The 15,478-nt window shown below is 47.6% G+C and carries 10 protein-coding genes and 3 pseudogenes; 10 read left to right on the top strand and 3 right to left on the bottom strand.

The features are described from left to right. Positions 1-60: 60 nt before the first annotated feature. From KHO07_RS20280 to KHO07_RS20245, 8 genes are all read left to right on the top strand, one after another. The gene (locus KHO07_RS20280) at positions 61-1,272 is read left to right on the top strand and encodes a glycosyltransferase (RefSeq protein ID WP_212625327.1); all 1,212 of its coding nucleotides are present in this window, start codon (positions 61-63) and stop codon (positions 1,270-1,272) included. Positions 1,273-1,274: 2 nt separating this feature from the next. Then, a complete protein-coding gene (locus KHO07_RS20275) occupies positions 1,275-2,309 on the top strand; it encodes a polysaccharide biosynthesis protein (protein ID WP_212627667.1) in 1,035 nt (344 codons plus the stop codon). Between the two features lie 3 nt (positions 2,310-2,312). Continuing rightward, on the top strand, positions 2,313-3,431 hold the full coding sequence (locus KHO07_RS20270) for a capsular polysaccharide biosynthesis protein CapF (protein WP_212625326.1): 1,119 nt from the start codon (positions 2,313-2,315) through the stop codon (positions 3,429-3,431). Positions 3,432-3,535: 104 nt separating this feature from the next. Beyond that, entirely contained in the window at positions 3,536-4,666 is a 1,131-nt protein-coding gene (wecB, locus tag KHO07_RS20265) for a UDP-N-acetylglucosamine 2-epimerase (non-hydrolyzing) (RefSeq protein ID WP_212625325.1), read from the top strand. Positions 4,667-4,679: 13 nt separating this feature from the next. After that, positions 4,680-5,933: a glycosyltransferase family 4 protein gene (locus KHO07_RS20260; RefSeq protein ID WP_212625324.1), complete on the top strand. Its 1,254-nt coding sequence runs from the start codon at positions 4,680-4,682 to the stop codon at positions 5,931-5,933. Next, positions 5,933-6,898, top strand: a complete 966-nt coding sequence (locus KHO07_RS20255) for an SDR family oxidoreductase (RefSeq protein ID WP_212625323.1) — start codon at positions 5,933-5,935, stop codon at positions 6,896-6,898. Before KHO07_RS20260 ends, KHO07_RS20255 begins: the two co-directional genes overlap by 1 nt. After that, a complete protein-coding gene (locus KHO07_RS20250; RefSeq protein ID WP_212625322.1) occupies positions 6,895-7,911 on the top strand; it encodes a glycosyltransferase family 4 protein in 1,017 nt (338 codons plus the stop codon). Before KHO07_RS20255 ends, KHO07_RS20250 begins: the two co-directional genes overlap by 4 nt. A 114-nt stretch (positions 7,912-8,025) precedes the next feature. After that, a complete protein-coding gene (locus tag KHO07_RS20245; protein ID WP_212625321.1) occupies positions 8,026-10,020 on the top strand; it encodes a nucleoside-diphosphate sugar epimerase/dehydratase in 1,995 nt (664 codons plus the stop codon). A gap of 439 nt (positions 10,021-10,459) precedes the next feature. Here KHO07_RS20245 and KHO07_RS20240 read toward each other — a convergent pair whose 3' ends face one another. After that, positions 10,460-12,445 (bottom strand): acyltransferase family protein, encoded by a 1,986-nt coding sequence (locus KHO07_RS20240; protein ID WP_212625320.1) that lies wholly within the window; start codon positions 12,443-12,445, stop codon positions 10,460-10,462. A 108-nt stretch (positions 12,446-12,553) separates the two neighbouring features. On the opposite strand from KHO07_RS20240, the pseudogene KHO07_RS29245 reads away from it, so the two are divergent. Beyond that, a pseudogene (locus tag KHO07_RS29245) lies at positions 12,554-12,755 on the top strand (cell wall hydrolase); the annotation flags it as partial. A gap of 124 nt (positions 12,756-12,879) precedes the next feature. Here the strand turns inward: KHO07_RS29245 and KHO07_RS20230 are convergent. Then, a pseudogene (locus tag KHO07_RS20230) lies at positions 12,880-13,196 on the bottom strand (transposase); the annotation flags it as partial. A gap of 53 nt (positions 13,197-13,249) precedes the next feature. Between KHO07_RS20230 and KHO07_RS20225 the strand changes: the two are divergent. Next, a pseudogene (locus KHO07_RS20225) lies at positions 13,250-13,611 on the top strand (transposase); the annotation flags it as partial. Positions 13,612-13,713: 102 nt separating this feature from the next. Here KHO07_RS20225 and KHO07_RS20220 read toward each other — a convergent pair. Further along, positions 13,714-15,360 carry a hypothetical protein gene (locus KHO07_RS20220; RefSeq protein ID WP_244858235.1) on the bottom strand — a complete coding sequence of 549 codons (1,647 nt, stop codon included), beginning with the start codon at positions 15,358-15,360 and terminating at the stop codon, positions 13,714-13,716. Positions 15,361-15,478 lie beyond the last annotated feature (118 nt).

Genomic DNA, 15,478 nt, shown 5'->3' with positions numbered 1-15,478 from the left:
TCATCAAAGCATGTCTCGGCTACATAAGCATCGTTTCAGGGAGTCGCAAGGGAGGGGCGGATGAGCAAGCGGGTGGCTTTGTTAGGTTTCTATGTCGGGGATCAATATTTTGAGCAATTTTCAAAGGATGATCCTTTTCCACAGGTGGCGGCTTATAAGTTAGAATGCCGGTTTAGGCAGGCCTTGAATGTAGGTGGTGTTAACGTCGAGTCGGTTGCCAGTATTGCTGTTTCAACTTACCCGCGAAACAAAAAGATATACTTTCCAGGCTCGCACTTTATTGATGCGATGGGTAAAGGTGTCGTGACGCCCCTATTGAATTTGCCAATTCTCAAGCTGGTTTCTAGATTCTTGGGTGCGATTTTTGAACTTGGCCGGATTAGACGCGGTGGCGTCGATGCGGTGTGTGTGTATGCTGCGCATACTCCAAATTTGTTGGCGGCTTATCTGTTCAGAAAATTTTTCAATATTCCTTTTTTCGTATATGTACCGGACTTGCCTTCCTTTATGGATATGGGGATGAGAAGGTCGTGGCTTTTGAAATTCATGAAAAAAGTTGATGGTGGTATTATTGATCACCTGATGAGTGCATCTTCAGGGTTGTTTGTAGTTAGTAAACATATGGTGGAGGATAATAAAGCATGGTCCGGAAAGCCCTATCTGGTTCTTGAAGGCATCGCAGGGGGGGCGAACTCCGCCAGTGATACAATTTCCTACGAACGGGAAATGCCAGCCAAGAAAGTGATTTTCTACGGCGGAGGGTTGAATAGAGCTTACGGTATTGCCGAGCTTGTTGAGGGCTTTATTCAATCTAATCTCGATTATGAGCTTTGGCTTTGCGGGCGTGGAGATCTGGAAGAGTTTATTGTCGAGGCTACGAAGCGATGCCCTGCCGTTAAATACCTTGGGAATATTAGTCCAGCAGAGGTTTCATCGATTCAATCTCGTTCAGCACTTCTGGTTTTGACTCGTGATCCAAAAGAGACTTATACCCGCTACTCGTTCCCCTCCAAGTTGCTGGAGTATCTGGTAAGCGGCGTCCCGGTGTTAACCACTCGTTTGAGTGGGATTCCTGACGAATACTTTGAATTTTTTAATGTGATCGAGCAATTTTCAGTTTCCGGTATCAGTGATGCCTTGAAGGCGATTGATAACGCGGACCAGCAGCTTTTGTTGCGGAAGGCGGCGTGTGGTAAAATTTGGGCTTTGGAACGCAAGTCTAGCGCCGCCGTCGGTCGAAAAATTGTAAATTTTATGGAGAATTATAGTTGACTATTTTTAGCGATAAGAAATTGTTGATCACTGGCGGTACCGGATCATTTGGCAATGCGGTGCTGAAGCGCTTCCTCGACTCTGACATCGCTGAAATCCGGATTTTCAGTCGCGACGAAAAAAAGCAAGATGACATGCGTAAGCATTACGCCAGTTCGAAGCTTAAGTTCTACATCGGCGACGTTCGCGACTATCAAAGTGTCCTCAATGCGACAAGGGGGGTCGACTACATTTTTCACGCGGCGGCACTCAAGCAGGTACCTTCCTGCGAGTTTCACCCTATGGAAGCGGTCAAAACCAACGTGATCGGTACCGAGAATCTGCTTGAGGCTGCTATCCAGAACGAGGTCAAGCGAGTTGTCTGTCTGAGTACCGATAAAGCGGTTTATCCAATCAACGCTATGGGCATCTCCAAAGCGATGATGGAAAAGGTCATGGTCGCAAAGTCTCGCAATGCAGACGACAATAAAACCGTTATTTGCGGGACTCGCTATGGCAATGTGATGGCGTCACGGGGTTCTGTCATTCCTCTGTTAATTCAGCAAATTCGTGATGGAAAGCCATTGACGCTGACCGATCCGAACATGACTCGTTTCATGATGACGCTGGCTGACGCGGTCGATCTGGTTCTTTATGCCTTCGAGCATGGTAGTAATGGTGATCTTTTCGTGCAGAAAGCGCCTGCTGCCACTGTTGAGGTCTTGGCCAAGGCACTGACACAAATGCTCAAGAAGCCAGATCACCCAATACAGGTGATAGGTACCCGCCACGGAGAGAAGCTCTTTGAAGCGCTTTTGAGTCGTGAAGAAATGGCGTGTGCCGAAGATCGTGGCGAGTACTATCGTGTACCACCAGATTTGCGCGATTTGAATTACTCGAAATTCGTCGAGCAAGGTGAAGAGAAGATTTCTAGAACTGAAGACTACAACTCCCATAATACAGAACGCCTGGATGTTGAAGGCATGAAGCAGTTGCTGTTGAAACTTGAGTTCATGCGTGCCATCCAGCGTGGCGAGTATGCGACTCCGGAGGAATGATCAATGAAAGTATTGATCACGGGGTCGAATGGTTTTTTAGGAAAAAATCTTATTTCTCACTTGAGTGAGCGAGCGGATGTGGAAGTTGTGCCTTTCACTCGTGCAGACGATATCTCACTGCTACCCGAACTAGTGCGGGACGCGGACTTCATATTCCATCTTGCAGGTGTGAACCGTCCTAAAAGTCCGGAGGAGTTCATAAGTGGAAACACAGATTTAACCAAGGTTTTGTGTGATGCAGTTGCCGCTAGTGTAAAGCCGGTTCCTGTGCTTTACACCTCGTCCAGTCAGGCCGAGTTGGATAATCCTTATGGTATTAGTAAGCGCAATGCTGAAGAAGCTTTGCTCGCATTGACGCAGCAAACGAAATCTCCAGTATATTTGTTTCGCTTGCCGAATGTATTTGGAAAATGGGCTCGGCCTAACTATAACTCGGCTGTCGCTACCTTTTGCCATAATATTGTTCATGACTTACCAATTCAGATCAACGATCCGCAGGCACTTATCAATCTTGTTTATATTGATGATGTGGTTGCGAAGTTCGTCACGGTTATGGATGGGCTGCTGTCTGACGAGAGTTTTGCAACTGTCGAACCGCAGTACAGTATTAGTGTAGGTGCATTGGCCGATCAGTTGCGTGCGTTTCGTGATAGTCGCGCCAGTCTGATTACTGAGCCAGTTGGTACGGGGCTGGTTCGCGCTCTTTACTCAACCTATGTCAGCTATCTACCCCCGGAAAAGTTCACCTATTCCGTGCCTAAATATGGAGATCCCCGCGGAACATTCGTGGAGATGCTCAAGACGCAGGATAGCGGCCAGTTCTCCTATTTTACGGCTCATCCAGGCGTCACTCGTGGTGGGCATTACCATCACTCGAAAACAGAAAAATTCTTGGTTATCCGGGGGAAGGCATGCTTCCGGTTCCGGAATATCTTGTCTGGTGAGTTCTATGAGCTTTTCACCACTGGAGAGCAGCCTGAGATCGTTGAGACTGTGACGGGTTGGACTCACGACATCACGAATGTTGGGGATGACGAGATGATTGTGATGCTTTGGGCAAATGAGGTTTTTGATCGCGAGCGCCCTGACACGTATGCGCGTCCGGTAGGGGCTCAGCCGTAAATAGCACGATTTTGGTTAGTGTCGGATTCAGGCAGGACGCTTCAGCTTTAGAAGCAAGCGTCCGAAGCTTGCGTTCCGTTTTGATAGATTAGGTAGAGTTTACAATGAAAAAAATGAAGGTTGTCACGGTTGTAGGTACCCGTCCAGAAATCATCCGCTTGTCACGTGTGATGGCCAAGCTTGATCAATATTGTGATCATGTACTGGTTCATACAGGTCAGAACTATGACTATGAACTGAACGAAATTTTCTTTCAGGACCTGGGTATCCGCAAACCTGATCACTTTCTTAACGCGGCGGGTGCGACCGGTGCGGAAACTATCGGTAACGTGATCATCGCTGTTGATCGGGTATTGGCCGAGGTACAACCCGAAGCATTGTTGGTTTTAGGTGATACCAATAGCTGCATGGCGGTGATCCCTGCCAAACGCCGTAAGATTCCAACTTTTCATATGGAAGCTGGCAACCGCTGCTTCGATATGCGCGTACCGGAAGAGATCAATCGCCGCATTGTCGATCACACCGCAGACATTAATCTTACTTACAGTTCGATTGCTCGTGATTACCTGCTCCGTGAAGGGCTGTCTCCCGATATGGTTATCAAGACGGGTAGCCCGATGTTTGAAGTACTCGATTTTTACCGTGATGGTATTGAGGCGTCGGACGTACTGGTGCGTCTAGGTTTGGAAAAGGGCAAGTTTTTTGTTGTAAGTGCCCATCGCGAAGAAAATATCGATTCCGATGTAAACTTTAAAAAACTGGTAGATGTGCTAAATACTGTTGCAGAGCATTATGGTTGTCCGGTCATTGTTTCAACTCATCCACGCACACAAAAACGTGTCGATGCTATGGGTGTGACTTTTCACAAAAATGTAAAGCTGCTCAAACCGTTGGGTTTCAAGGACTATAATAAACTGCAAGTTGAGTCTAAGGCTGTACTGTCTGATAGCGGCACAATTAACGAAGAGTCTTCTATTCTAAACTTTCCAGCGTTGAATATTCGGGAAGCGCACGAGCGTCCAGAAGGTATGGAGGAGGCTGCTGTAATGATGGTCGGCTTGGAAGTGGAGCGTGCAATGCAAGGCTTGCAGATTTTGGAAGGGCAGGCTCGGGATGAGGAACGCGGCCTTCGCCTGGTGGCAGACTACAGCATGCCAAACGTGGCTGAAAAGGTGGTGCGGATCGTCCACAGTTATCGTGATTATGTAAATCGGGTTGTCTGGAAAAAGTACTAGTTGAGTTACGGGGATGATGGAGAGTAAATTAAGGATTTTAGTTGTTACTCAATATTTTTGGCCAGAAAATATGCGGATTAACGATTTAGTTCGTGATTTTGCTGAAGCTGGCCATGAAGTCACTGTGCTTACGGGTTTTCCAAATTATCCTGAGGGCAGCGTTTTTCCCGAATATAAAGCAAACCCTGATGATTTCAAGGAATACGTTGGTGCTCGTGTTGTCAGAGTTCCGCTTATGCCGAGAGGTAAGCGAAGTCTAAATCTGATTTTAAATTATCTTTCGTTCTTTATCAGCGCCTCAACGATAGGTGCTATAAAACTCCGTGGGCAGAAGTTTGATTCTGTTTTTGTCTATGCAGTCTCTCCTATAATGGCGGCTATACCGGCAGTCATCATAGGTCGAATGAAAAACGCACCCGTATTCATCTGGGTTCTCGATCTTTGGCCGGAAACACTTCGAGCCGTTGGTGTACTTCGACAACCCAATTTGTTGGCAATGGTTGGGCGAGTGGTTTCGTGGATATATAATCGCGCGGATTATTTGCTATTACAATCTAAAGGCTTCGTAGACAATGTAAAGCTATATTGCACCAAAGAGATCTCTCCAGACCGGCTTGTCTATTTCCCGAGTTGGGCAGAAGACGACTTTTCATCTCCATCACCAGTATCATCTAGTTTGCTTGAGCGCGATAACTCCGTTTTTACTGTTGTTTTTGCCGGAAATTTGGGGGAGGCACAGGACTTCCCAGCAGTGTTGGATGCAGCAGAATTGTTAAAAGGCAGAGTTCCTGTCCGTTGGGTGATTGTAGGGGACGGGCGCATGAGCGAATGGCTGAGCGAGCAAGTCGAGTCAAGACGCCTGGATAATGTCCTGCTTTTAGGGCGCCATCCACTGAGTGCTATGCCGAGTCTATTTGCTTGTGCCGATGCGCTATTGGTTTCTTTGAAAACCAACGATGTGTTCGAGAAAACTATTCCTGGCAAAGTCCAGGCTTATTTAGCTTCGAGCAAACCCATATTGGGAATGATTAATGGTGAGGCTGCACGGATAATCGAAGAGTCCGGTGCCGGTTTCGCCTGTTCCTCCGGTGATACCCAGGGTCTTGCAAGCATCACTCTAAAGTTAGCAACTACTGACGTCGCTCAGCGGGAACTAATGGGGCAAGCCGGCCGTTCCTATTATTTGCGCCACTTTTCGAAATCGACGCTTATGCTCCGTCTGGAAAAACTATTTCGCGAAGCGACTTTACGAAGGGCTGTCAAATAATGTCGCAATCTATATTTCTAACCGGTGCAACCGGTTTCGTGGGCGGGGCAATACTAAAGCGTTTGGTTGCCGAAAAATACACGGTTGTTGCGGCTTTACGTAACGGGCCTCAATTACTCGAAGATAATATCAAGATTGTCCACGTTGAAAGTTTTGATGATGCTACATCCTGGGAGGATAGCCTTGACGGTGTAGATGTTGTTATACATGCCGCGGCTCGCGTTCATGTTATGAATGATGCGGAGGCTGATCCTTTGGGGGCCTTTCGAAGGGTCAATGTGGAAGGTACGCTGAATCTGGCGCGCCATGCCCTCAAAGCCGGTGTCCGCCGCTTTGTTTTTATTAGTTCCATTAAAGTCAATGGAGAGGGCACACCTGCGGGTGTCGCCTATTCGCCGCAAGATGTTCCAGCGCCAGCAGACCCGTATGGGGTCTCAAAAATGGAAGCGGAACGGGGACTGCGCGAACTTGCCGCTGAGTCCGGGATGGAAGTCGTCATCATTCGACCAGTCTTAGTCTATGGTCCTGGGGTCAAAGCCAATTTTCGGAGTATGATGAATTGGCTCGATAAAGGCATCCCTTTGCCTTTTGGCTCTATCCATAACAAGCGCAGTCTTGTGGCGTTGGATAATCTCGTGGATTTGATTATCACCTGCATCAGTCATCCAGCGGCGGCTAATCAGACTTTCCTTGTCAGTGATGGTGACGATCTTTCTACAACCCAGCTTCTGCGGAAAATGGCATCAGCTCTCGACCGACCCGCGCGACTTTTGCCAATCCCCGCCAGGGCTTTAAGCGGTGTCGCTATATTATTGGGTAAGAAGTCACTATCAAACCGACTGTGTGGCTCATTGCAAGTAGATATCAGCAAGACGCGCTCACTGCTCGGATGGTCTCCCATTGTTTCTGTGGATGACGCTTTGAAAGCCACGGCACAAAATTTTCAGGAACGTAAAAAGCAATGATCTATTGGTGGCTGATCCCGGCGGTGGTTGGTATTTCGTTCGCATTGACCGCAGCTTTGCGACGCTATGCTTTGGCTCGCAGCATTATTGATATTCCAAACGCACGAAGCTCTCACTCTATCCCTACTCCTCGCGGAGGTGGTGTTTCCATAGTTCTTGCGTTTTTGCTGGTGTTGCCAGTGCTTGCATGGGCAAAATTGGATACCCTACCGGCACTAGTGGCAATAGGTGGCGCAGGGGCATTGGTAGCTGTTATCGGTTTCATGGATGATCATGGTCACATAGCTGCCCGTTGGCGTCTGCTTGGTCACTTTTGTGCCGCGGCCTGGGCATTGTTCTGGTTGGGAGGTTTTCCGCCGATTGCCATGTTCGGCATGAGCATCGATTTTGGTTGGGTGGGTTGTATTTTGGCCGCTTTCTACCTTGTCTGGATGCTTAACCTTTACAACTTCATGGACGGCATCGATGGTATTGCCAGTGTAGAGGCGATCTCTGTCTGCTTCGGCGCTTGTCTCATTTATTGGCTCAGCGGTTTCGAAGGTCTGATGTGGATTCCAGCGTTGTTGGCCATGGCAGTTGGCGGGTTTTTATACTGGAACTTCCCTCCCGCACGCATTTTCATGGGCGACGCAGGAAGCGGGTTTTTAGGCGTAGTGCTCGGTGCGATTTCGATTCAGGCAGCCTGGGTGTCGTCGCAGCTGCTCTGGGCCTGGTTGATCCTGCTAGGTGTATTCATTGTTGACGCGACCTATACCCTCATTCGGCGCCTTATCCGGGGCGATAAAGTTTATGAAGCGCATCGCAGCCATGGCTATCAGTTTGCCTCACGTAAAGTCGGGCGACATCTGCCGGTGACGCTCGGTGTAGTGGTCATTAATATGGTTTGGTTGCTTCCGATTGCTCTGTGTGTTGGAGTCTTTGGCCTCAATGGTTTGCTTGGTCTGGTATTAGCCTATGTTCCCCTCATTTCGCTCGCTATCAAGTTTCACGCCGGCGAACTGGAGAAAGCCTAAAGTGCATTTCTTTCCAGTTGATGGGGTTATAACCGCTGTTCCAGTGTTCAAATATCTGAATATCTGACATTAGTTATTCAGAGCTAGAAGCGTTCAGGAGTGTGAAATAGGCTTATGGATAATATACGGGCATATTTGTTAAGCCTTCCGCGGCGACGTAAGCGCATTTTACAAGTCATCACCGATTGCCTGCTTGTCTGGCTATCCTTGTGGATGGCGTTTATCGTTCGCTTGGGTATTGACGAAATGGTCAATCCCTTTACTCAGCACTTTTGGTTGTTTGTGTCTGCGCCAATTGTATCCATACCTCTTTTCATCCGATTCGGAATGTACCGCGCGGTCATGCGGTACTTCGGTAACGATGCGCTCATAGCGATTATCAAAGCAGTTACCCTGTCTTCGCTAATCCTTGGGGTTGTCGTGTATTGGTACAGCAACCATCAATATGTTGTACCTCGTTCAATAATTTTTAACTACTGGTGGCTAAGTCTGATTATGGTCGGCGGGTTACGCCTGGCCATGCGCCAATACTTTCTCGGGGATTGGTTTGCAGCTGCTCAGCATGTGCCATTTACCAATCGGAACGACGGACTGCCTCGTGTCGCGATCTATGGTGCCGGCGCCGCAGGTAATCAGTTGGTTGCTGCCTTGCGTATGGGGCGGGCGATGCGCCCGGTAGCATTTATTGATGATGATAAAAGCATTGTAGATCGCGTGATTTCTGGCTTGCAGGTTTATAAACCCAAGCATATTCAACGCATGATAGACGACACTGGAGCTCAGGAAATACTGTTGGCGGTGCCGTCGGCCAATCGTGGACGACGTCGTGAAATTCTTGGCTTTCTGGAAAGATTCCCGCTACACGTACGCAGCGTTCCTGGTTTTATGGACCTTGCCAGCGGCCGGGTAAAGGTAGATGACATTCAGGAAGTCGATATCGCCGATTTGCTCGGTCGGGACACAGTGCCAGCGCAGGCCGATTTGCTTGAACATTGCATCAAAGACCAATCGGTTCTTGTCACTGGAGCCGGCGGTTCTATTGGTTCTGAGCTTTGTCGTCAGATTCTGTCATTGCAGCCTACTACGCTTTTATTATTCGAACACAGTGAGTTCAATCTTTACAGCATTCTGGCGGAACTGGAACAACGTATCGCACGTGAATCTCTTTCGGTGCGTTTGTTACCGATTCTCGGTTCTGTTCGTAATCAGGGCAAACTACTGGATGTTATGAAGACATGGCATGTGAATACGGTGTATCACGCAGCAGCGTACAAACATGTCCCGATGGTCGAACATAACATCGCTGAAGGAGTATTGAACAACGTTATTGGTACATTGAATACTGCTCAGGCAGCTCTTCAAGCGGGTGTATCGAACTTTGTGCTGATTTCTACAGATAAGGCTGTTCGTCCCACTAATGTTATGGGTAGTACCAAACGGTTGGCGGAACTTACGCTGCAAGCTTTGAGCCGAGAAGTAGCACCGGTAATGTTTGGCGATAAGACTAACGTGTCTCAGGTGAACAAAACTCGTTTTACAATGGTTCGCTTTGGTAATGTGTTGGGATCTTCTGGGTCGGTTATACCGCTGTTCCATAAGCAGATAAAATCAGGTGGGCCTTTGACGGTAACCCATCCTAAAATCACCCGTTATTTCATGACAATTCCGGAAGCTGCGCAATTAGTGATTCAAGCCGGCTCAATGGGGCAGGGCGGGGATGTGTTTGTGCTAGATATGGGCGAACCCGTTAAAATCGTCGAGCTCGCAGAGAAAATGATCCATCTCTCCGGTTTAAGTGTTAGGTCGGAGAAGAACTTGCAAGGTGACATTTCCATTCAGTTTACTGGGCTACGTCCAGGCGAGAAACTTTATGAAGAGCTGCTTATTGGTGATAACGTAGCGGCTACTCAGCACCCGATGATCATGACCGCCAACGAAGACTATCTAAACTGGGAGGTACTGAAAGCGAGGCTTAGCGAGCTGTTGAAGGCCGTTGAGCAAGACGACTATTCTCATGTACGACAGTTATTGCGAGAGACCGTCAGTGGTTATACCCCCGATGGAGATATCGTTGACTGGATCTACCAGCAACGTCGCCTCGAACCTTGATTGATTGAAAGATCGCAATAATACGGTTACTGATGTCTTACATCCACTGACAACATTGAAGGCAGCTTTGAATGAAGCTGCTTTTTCAATTGATTGATGCGACGTCATTTAGATGCATTATTTTTCGCTTTGTTTAGCAGGAACTCTGGTGTCCCGACGCAAAAGTCGAAAAATTTACCTCTACCCCCAAGCCCGTCGACTTTCGTAAATCCATCGATGGCTTGCACCCCTTTAAAATATGGAATTCATGGAAAGATTGAAATTGTTTTTATTTTACCTCAAGACCCATATGTAGGGTCGGACCTTGAAGAGCTTTATGAGTAAAACTTAGAGATTGAAAGCGTTCTAGAGTCGAAACGGGTAAAGTGACGCATCATATTATGTTTATGTACGGAGGTCGGACGCCAGTGACGGTAGCTGGCGTCCTAATGCGTTAAGCCTAGTCTAGTTTAACTCCGTTTTTCTCAGCCCATTTGATGAAGTTTTTACCAACTTGGTCGCTGGCGTATTCAGAGTAGTGGAAATACTCGTCCCGATAGGCAGGCATTCCATCAATAACCATTGAGCATCCGCTGTTGGAGCAAAAAGTTTCGTTTTGGTCATAAAACAAAACGTTTGGATTGTGTTTGGTTATTTTCGCTGCAAGTCCATTAAAAATATGTAGCAAGCGCTCTCGAACTACAAGGCCGAATTTGCAGTCCTTCTCGGGTGATTTGAATGGGCGTGCAAAACAAGCTCTGGGATTATATCCAAGTGTGAAATGTGGCACGAAAATTACTACTTTTATTCCCAGTTTATCCATGTAGGATATCCGAGAGGAAAGCTTCTCAGCATAACTTTCATCGTCTACTAGAGTGATCCCACTGATAATTACAGTTTTTACAGTTCCGGACGATTTTATTATGTTATCAATGTATTCATTTTGCCGCTTCGGGCTATCGAGCGAGCAAGGGTTCCCAGGGAACTCGGCATTTACAATATGACCAGCATCGCAAGTGCCCATGGATAAAACAGTGGCATCAGGAGTTGCATGGATAATTCCTGGGTATAGGTGGTTTGCATAGGAGTTACCGATGATCACGGTCGTTGGAGGTTGATCCCTATTGGTAGAACAGAACCACCATGGAAGTGTTTTAGCGTACTCAAAATTGTAACGAGTTAGGCATGTATCATTTTTTGCATATTTCCATCCAGTGGTGGCCACAAACTGTTCGTTAATGGCCTTTGAATTTTGCACCGTAGGCCGGCTGGTCAATCCCCCGCTTGTGAACGTGATATAACCTATGGTTCCAACCGCGCCCATGAAGGCAAGAAAAAAAACCACCCGAACTTTCGATGAAATATTTCTAAGCGGTAGCTCTATCAGTCGATAGGTTAACCAAGACAGTACAATGGCAATTACAATCGCACTACAGCGCATTTCTATTGATGGGGTGCCACTGTTAATGATTCTAGCAAAAGTCAAAAGCGGCCAGTGCCACAGATAAAGCGGGAAGCTGATCAGCCCGAACCAGACAAACAGTCGACTGGATAGCACATTTTTGTTGAGCCATGCGGATGGTCCGGCACTGATGATCAGTGCGGCACCGAGCGTTGGCAGCACCGCCCACCAGCCGGGAAATTGATTGCTCTTTGTGGTCAATGCGAAGGCGGTGGCAAGAAGCGTCAACCCTGTTATAGACAAGATGTTTCGGGCCGTCTGGCCGCTTATTTCTCTCCAGATTTGGAAGTGTTGATGCTTGTGCAGGGTAACGTAAGCCAGCAACGAACCTACTAGCAATTCCCAGAAACGTGTTTGAGGGGAGTAGAAGGTCCCAACGGAATCGGAGTGCACGTTTAAAATGTTCAGGGCAAATGATATTCCGCCTACAAGGACGATCAGGATTAACGCGTTGACTCGTATTTTCCATGCTGCCCAAACCATCAGTGGCCAAACGAGATAGAACTGTTCCTCGATACCGAGCGACCACAAGTGCAAAAGCAGTTTGGTCTCAGCACTATTATCGAAGTAGCCGGCTTCCCCCAATAGCACAAAGTTCGATACGAACGCAGCTCCGCCGGCAATGTGTTTGCCCAGCTGTGTGTACTCATCAGCGAGCAGGCTGAACCACCCGAATCCCCATGTTGCAGCGAGCATAAGTAAAAGCGCGGGGAAAATTCGGTTAACTCGACGGGTGTAAAAGTCTAAAAAACTGAACCTGTTTTTTTCAAGACTTCCGAAAATTATGCTCGAGATAAGAAATCCGGAGATCACGAAGAATACGTCTACGCCAACAAAACCACCCTGTATTAGGGATGGGAAAGCGTGGAACGCGACCACAGATAGAACCGCGATCGCGCGCAGTCCGTCAATGTCGGGCCGGTATTTCGGGTGTATGGGCTGTTTGTCTAGCGCCGGCAGGGGCGCTTCAGAAAGGGCGGTCATTGTTGAGATATCCATTTAAAAAAAAGCCCCGCTTGGGCGCCGCGCATCGTACCAGCACCACCAACGTTTCCCGCCATTGATCGGGTGTTTTTTTTCTGGAGAAAAGTGATGGCAGTTACCGGAAAAAATCGCGGCATCCTCGCGCGGACCATATGGGGCGAAGCCCGCGACGAAAATGTAGTCATTCAGATCGCCATAGCTTGGACCATCCGCAACTGGCTGTTTGACGGCAGACCCAAGTCCTGGTGGCGAAGAATATGCCAGCGTTTGCCAGGTGCCGTACCAGTTCAGTTGCTGGAACAAAACCGATCTGACCGACTGTGCAACCGAAGCCGCTCAACGTCTGGAGTTCCGCGCCTGAGGAGTTGGGCTTAGTAAGACGAACGGGTGACATCAAGGACTGCGCAAAGCCAATCGACCCTCTCTTGGGTATTCAGTTGATCAATCAGCGCGTGCGCTTGTACTCTTCTGACATCAAGAGCGCGGTAGCCTTTTTTAAAATGGATTTCTCCCGCTCAGTGCGGGCGATTCGAGCTTCCAGTTCCTATATTTTCTGCCGCTCAGGCGTCAGCGCTTTGTTTTGCGGAGTGACGCCATTGCGCTCCTGCTGCAGCTGATTGACCCAGCGACGCAAAAGCTGACTCGACTATTCGAGCGAGCAGCAGGCTTCGATATGGCTATAGCTTTGATCGAGCACGAGGCCGGCGGCCTCGCGTTTGAATTCAGCAGAAAAGGAACGGTATTTGGTCATCAGACTCCTCTATGGCGAGCATTCTCGCCTAAATGAGTGTTCAGTTTCATTTCGAAAAAAGCATAGCCAGGCCTAGAGTGTTAGCGATGTTGCTCACAACCAAATACGACGACGGTTTGCCACTTCAGCGCTTCGAAAAAGTCCTCAGTCGCCACGGCGTCGATACCTTGGGCGCTGGATTATCCAGTGCAGTGAACACCAGCAGCCCTTGCTTAATTTGATGCGCGACCGGCTATTGGAGAGCCACGTCAACCACTGCGATGAAACGCGTGTCCAGGTAATGAAAGAGCCAGATCGAGAGCCCACCAATCAATGGTGGATGTGGGTGCAAACCGGTGGGCCACCGAATCATCCCGTTATCTTGTTTGACTACTCGACCAGCAGGGCGCAGAAGGTTCCGTCGCGGCGTCTGGATGCATCTTGAGCTGCTGGCTCCAGAAGAGATCGGGAGCACAGCATCGGTTTTCAACTGACGGCTTCAAATGTGGGCTTCATGGAGCAATTACGTTGTTTCTAGCTACTGATTGTTTAAGTTTATGCAGCAGTAACCACGATCGTTTTTTTGTTGGTTATTCTTAAAGTCTTTAGGCATCCATTCACACCTGGTTATTATGCCCGGGCTATTTTGTTTTTTTAAGAAGGGCAGTAATTTTCCGTCGGTAAGATCGCCGCCGTATCCTAACTCTGATACGTATAGAACATGCGTAGGACTTTTGTCTTTCAGGTAATGAAAGTAAGTCATATGATCGACTACTACGTGCTTCGCATTGCTTTCTGGTATATGGCAAAGTTTGCCTAATTCTTGAATTGATTTGATGTGGTTCTCCACTCCCATTACGGGTATAGATAAAGGTTGCCCGGGGATGGATGCGTATTCATAATCAGAATTTTTGATTAATGTTGGGGTTATTGAATAAAATAAAATGAATAGAGATGTGAGCGACAGTCCGGTTATAAATACGTGAGCTATTCGAATGCCTGTATTGAATGTTGCGTACTTTGATGTTTCTAATATTTTTGGAAGTAGTAATGCTAGTATTATTATCGAGATCGGTATGTATTGGGTCCCAGCATAAAAATTTTGAAGCTTGAAAAGCATAATGTTTATGAGGTCAGCCGCGGCTAACAGTGCGGCTAAAAGAGTGGCGCTTGATATGTTGCGCTGCACTAGAGATTTTAGAGCTATCCCTAGTGCGAATAAATGGGTGCCTATCACCAACAGGAAAAGAGTGTAATAGATAAGCGGGTTGATCCATCTTAATAACGCGTTGTCATCGGATAATGGCGGTAGCCAACCCGATTGGAAGTCTGGGGTGAAGGTGAGGTGTACAAGCAGGCGATGGGGGAACTGTATGGTGTTTTCCCAGATCAGGGAGAAAAAAGTATAAGGATCCTTCAATAATTGACTTGGCATTAAACTGTTTGCGTTTAGCATTGCCTGAATGGCAGGTGCATCGGTGCACCCACCTAGTAAACTTGCATTGCGCAATACTTGTACGCTCAAAGCTATAATGTAAATAATCAGTGCGGTACGAAGAAATACGTTAAAATTTCTTGTGCTAATCCATGCGGATGCTAAGAAAAAGGGTGTGAAAAAAATAGTTTTAGAGTGTGCATAGAAAAATACTGATCCAAGCACCGCCAGTGCAATGGTGCCGCCTACCTGTTGCCACCTCCCAACATTTATCGGCGGGTGCATCGCAGCGATGCAGAAAATTAGAATGGGCAGGAACATGAACTGTTCGGGGCGGGATAGCACCCAAAGATACGGTAATACGCCGAGTGAACCGAGGGCTGCCAGCAGTGTAAAGTGTCCACTCCAGCTATTTTTCGACTGCCTTAAGCACCAGTACGCCAAAAGTGCGAACCAAATTAACGCAAGTGCAATTCCGCTAATTCGTAAACCTAACGGGCCCAAATAGGCGTAAATAGAAGAAATCAAAGCTGCGGCTGGATAAAAAACCCATGCTACTTCGTGGCCGACAGTAGTCGTGCATTGTGGGAAAAATGATAGCATTTGCCCTTCTTCTAGAAAAAAGCGTGCAATCTTAAATTTCGTTACCACTTCATCTGAGTAAATTGGTAAGAATATTCCACTAAGCAAGGCGCAGATAAACACCATAGGCATTAGAAGTTGAAAGTGTTCCTTTAACGCTTTGTTCATGGAGAAGTCCGGCTTGCACGACAAAAAAGTGGGTAAAGCTACCACTACTTGAGGACTTAGTGAAGTACGTGGATGGGACTAGTGTCTGTCTTTCGTGCGGCCTGTCACCCTATATGGC

This window comes from Pseudomonas sp. PP3, assembly GCF_905336995.1.
In the GTDB taxonomy this organism is placed as follows: Bacteria; Pseudomonadota; Gammaproteobacteria; order Pseudomonadales; family Pseudomonadaceae; genus Aquipseudomonas; species Aquipseudomonas reinekei.
The sequence above is the reverse complement of the archived record's forward strand: the minus strand, read 5'-3'. Positions and strand labels throughout refer to the sequence as shown.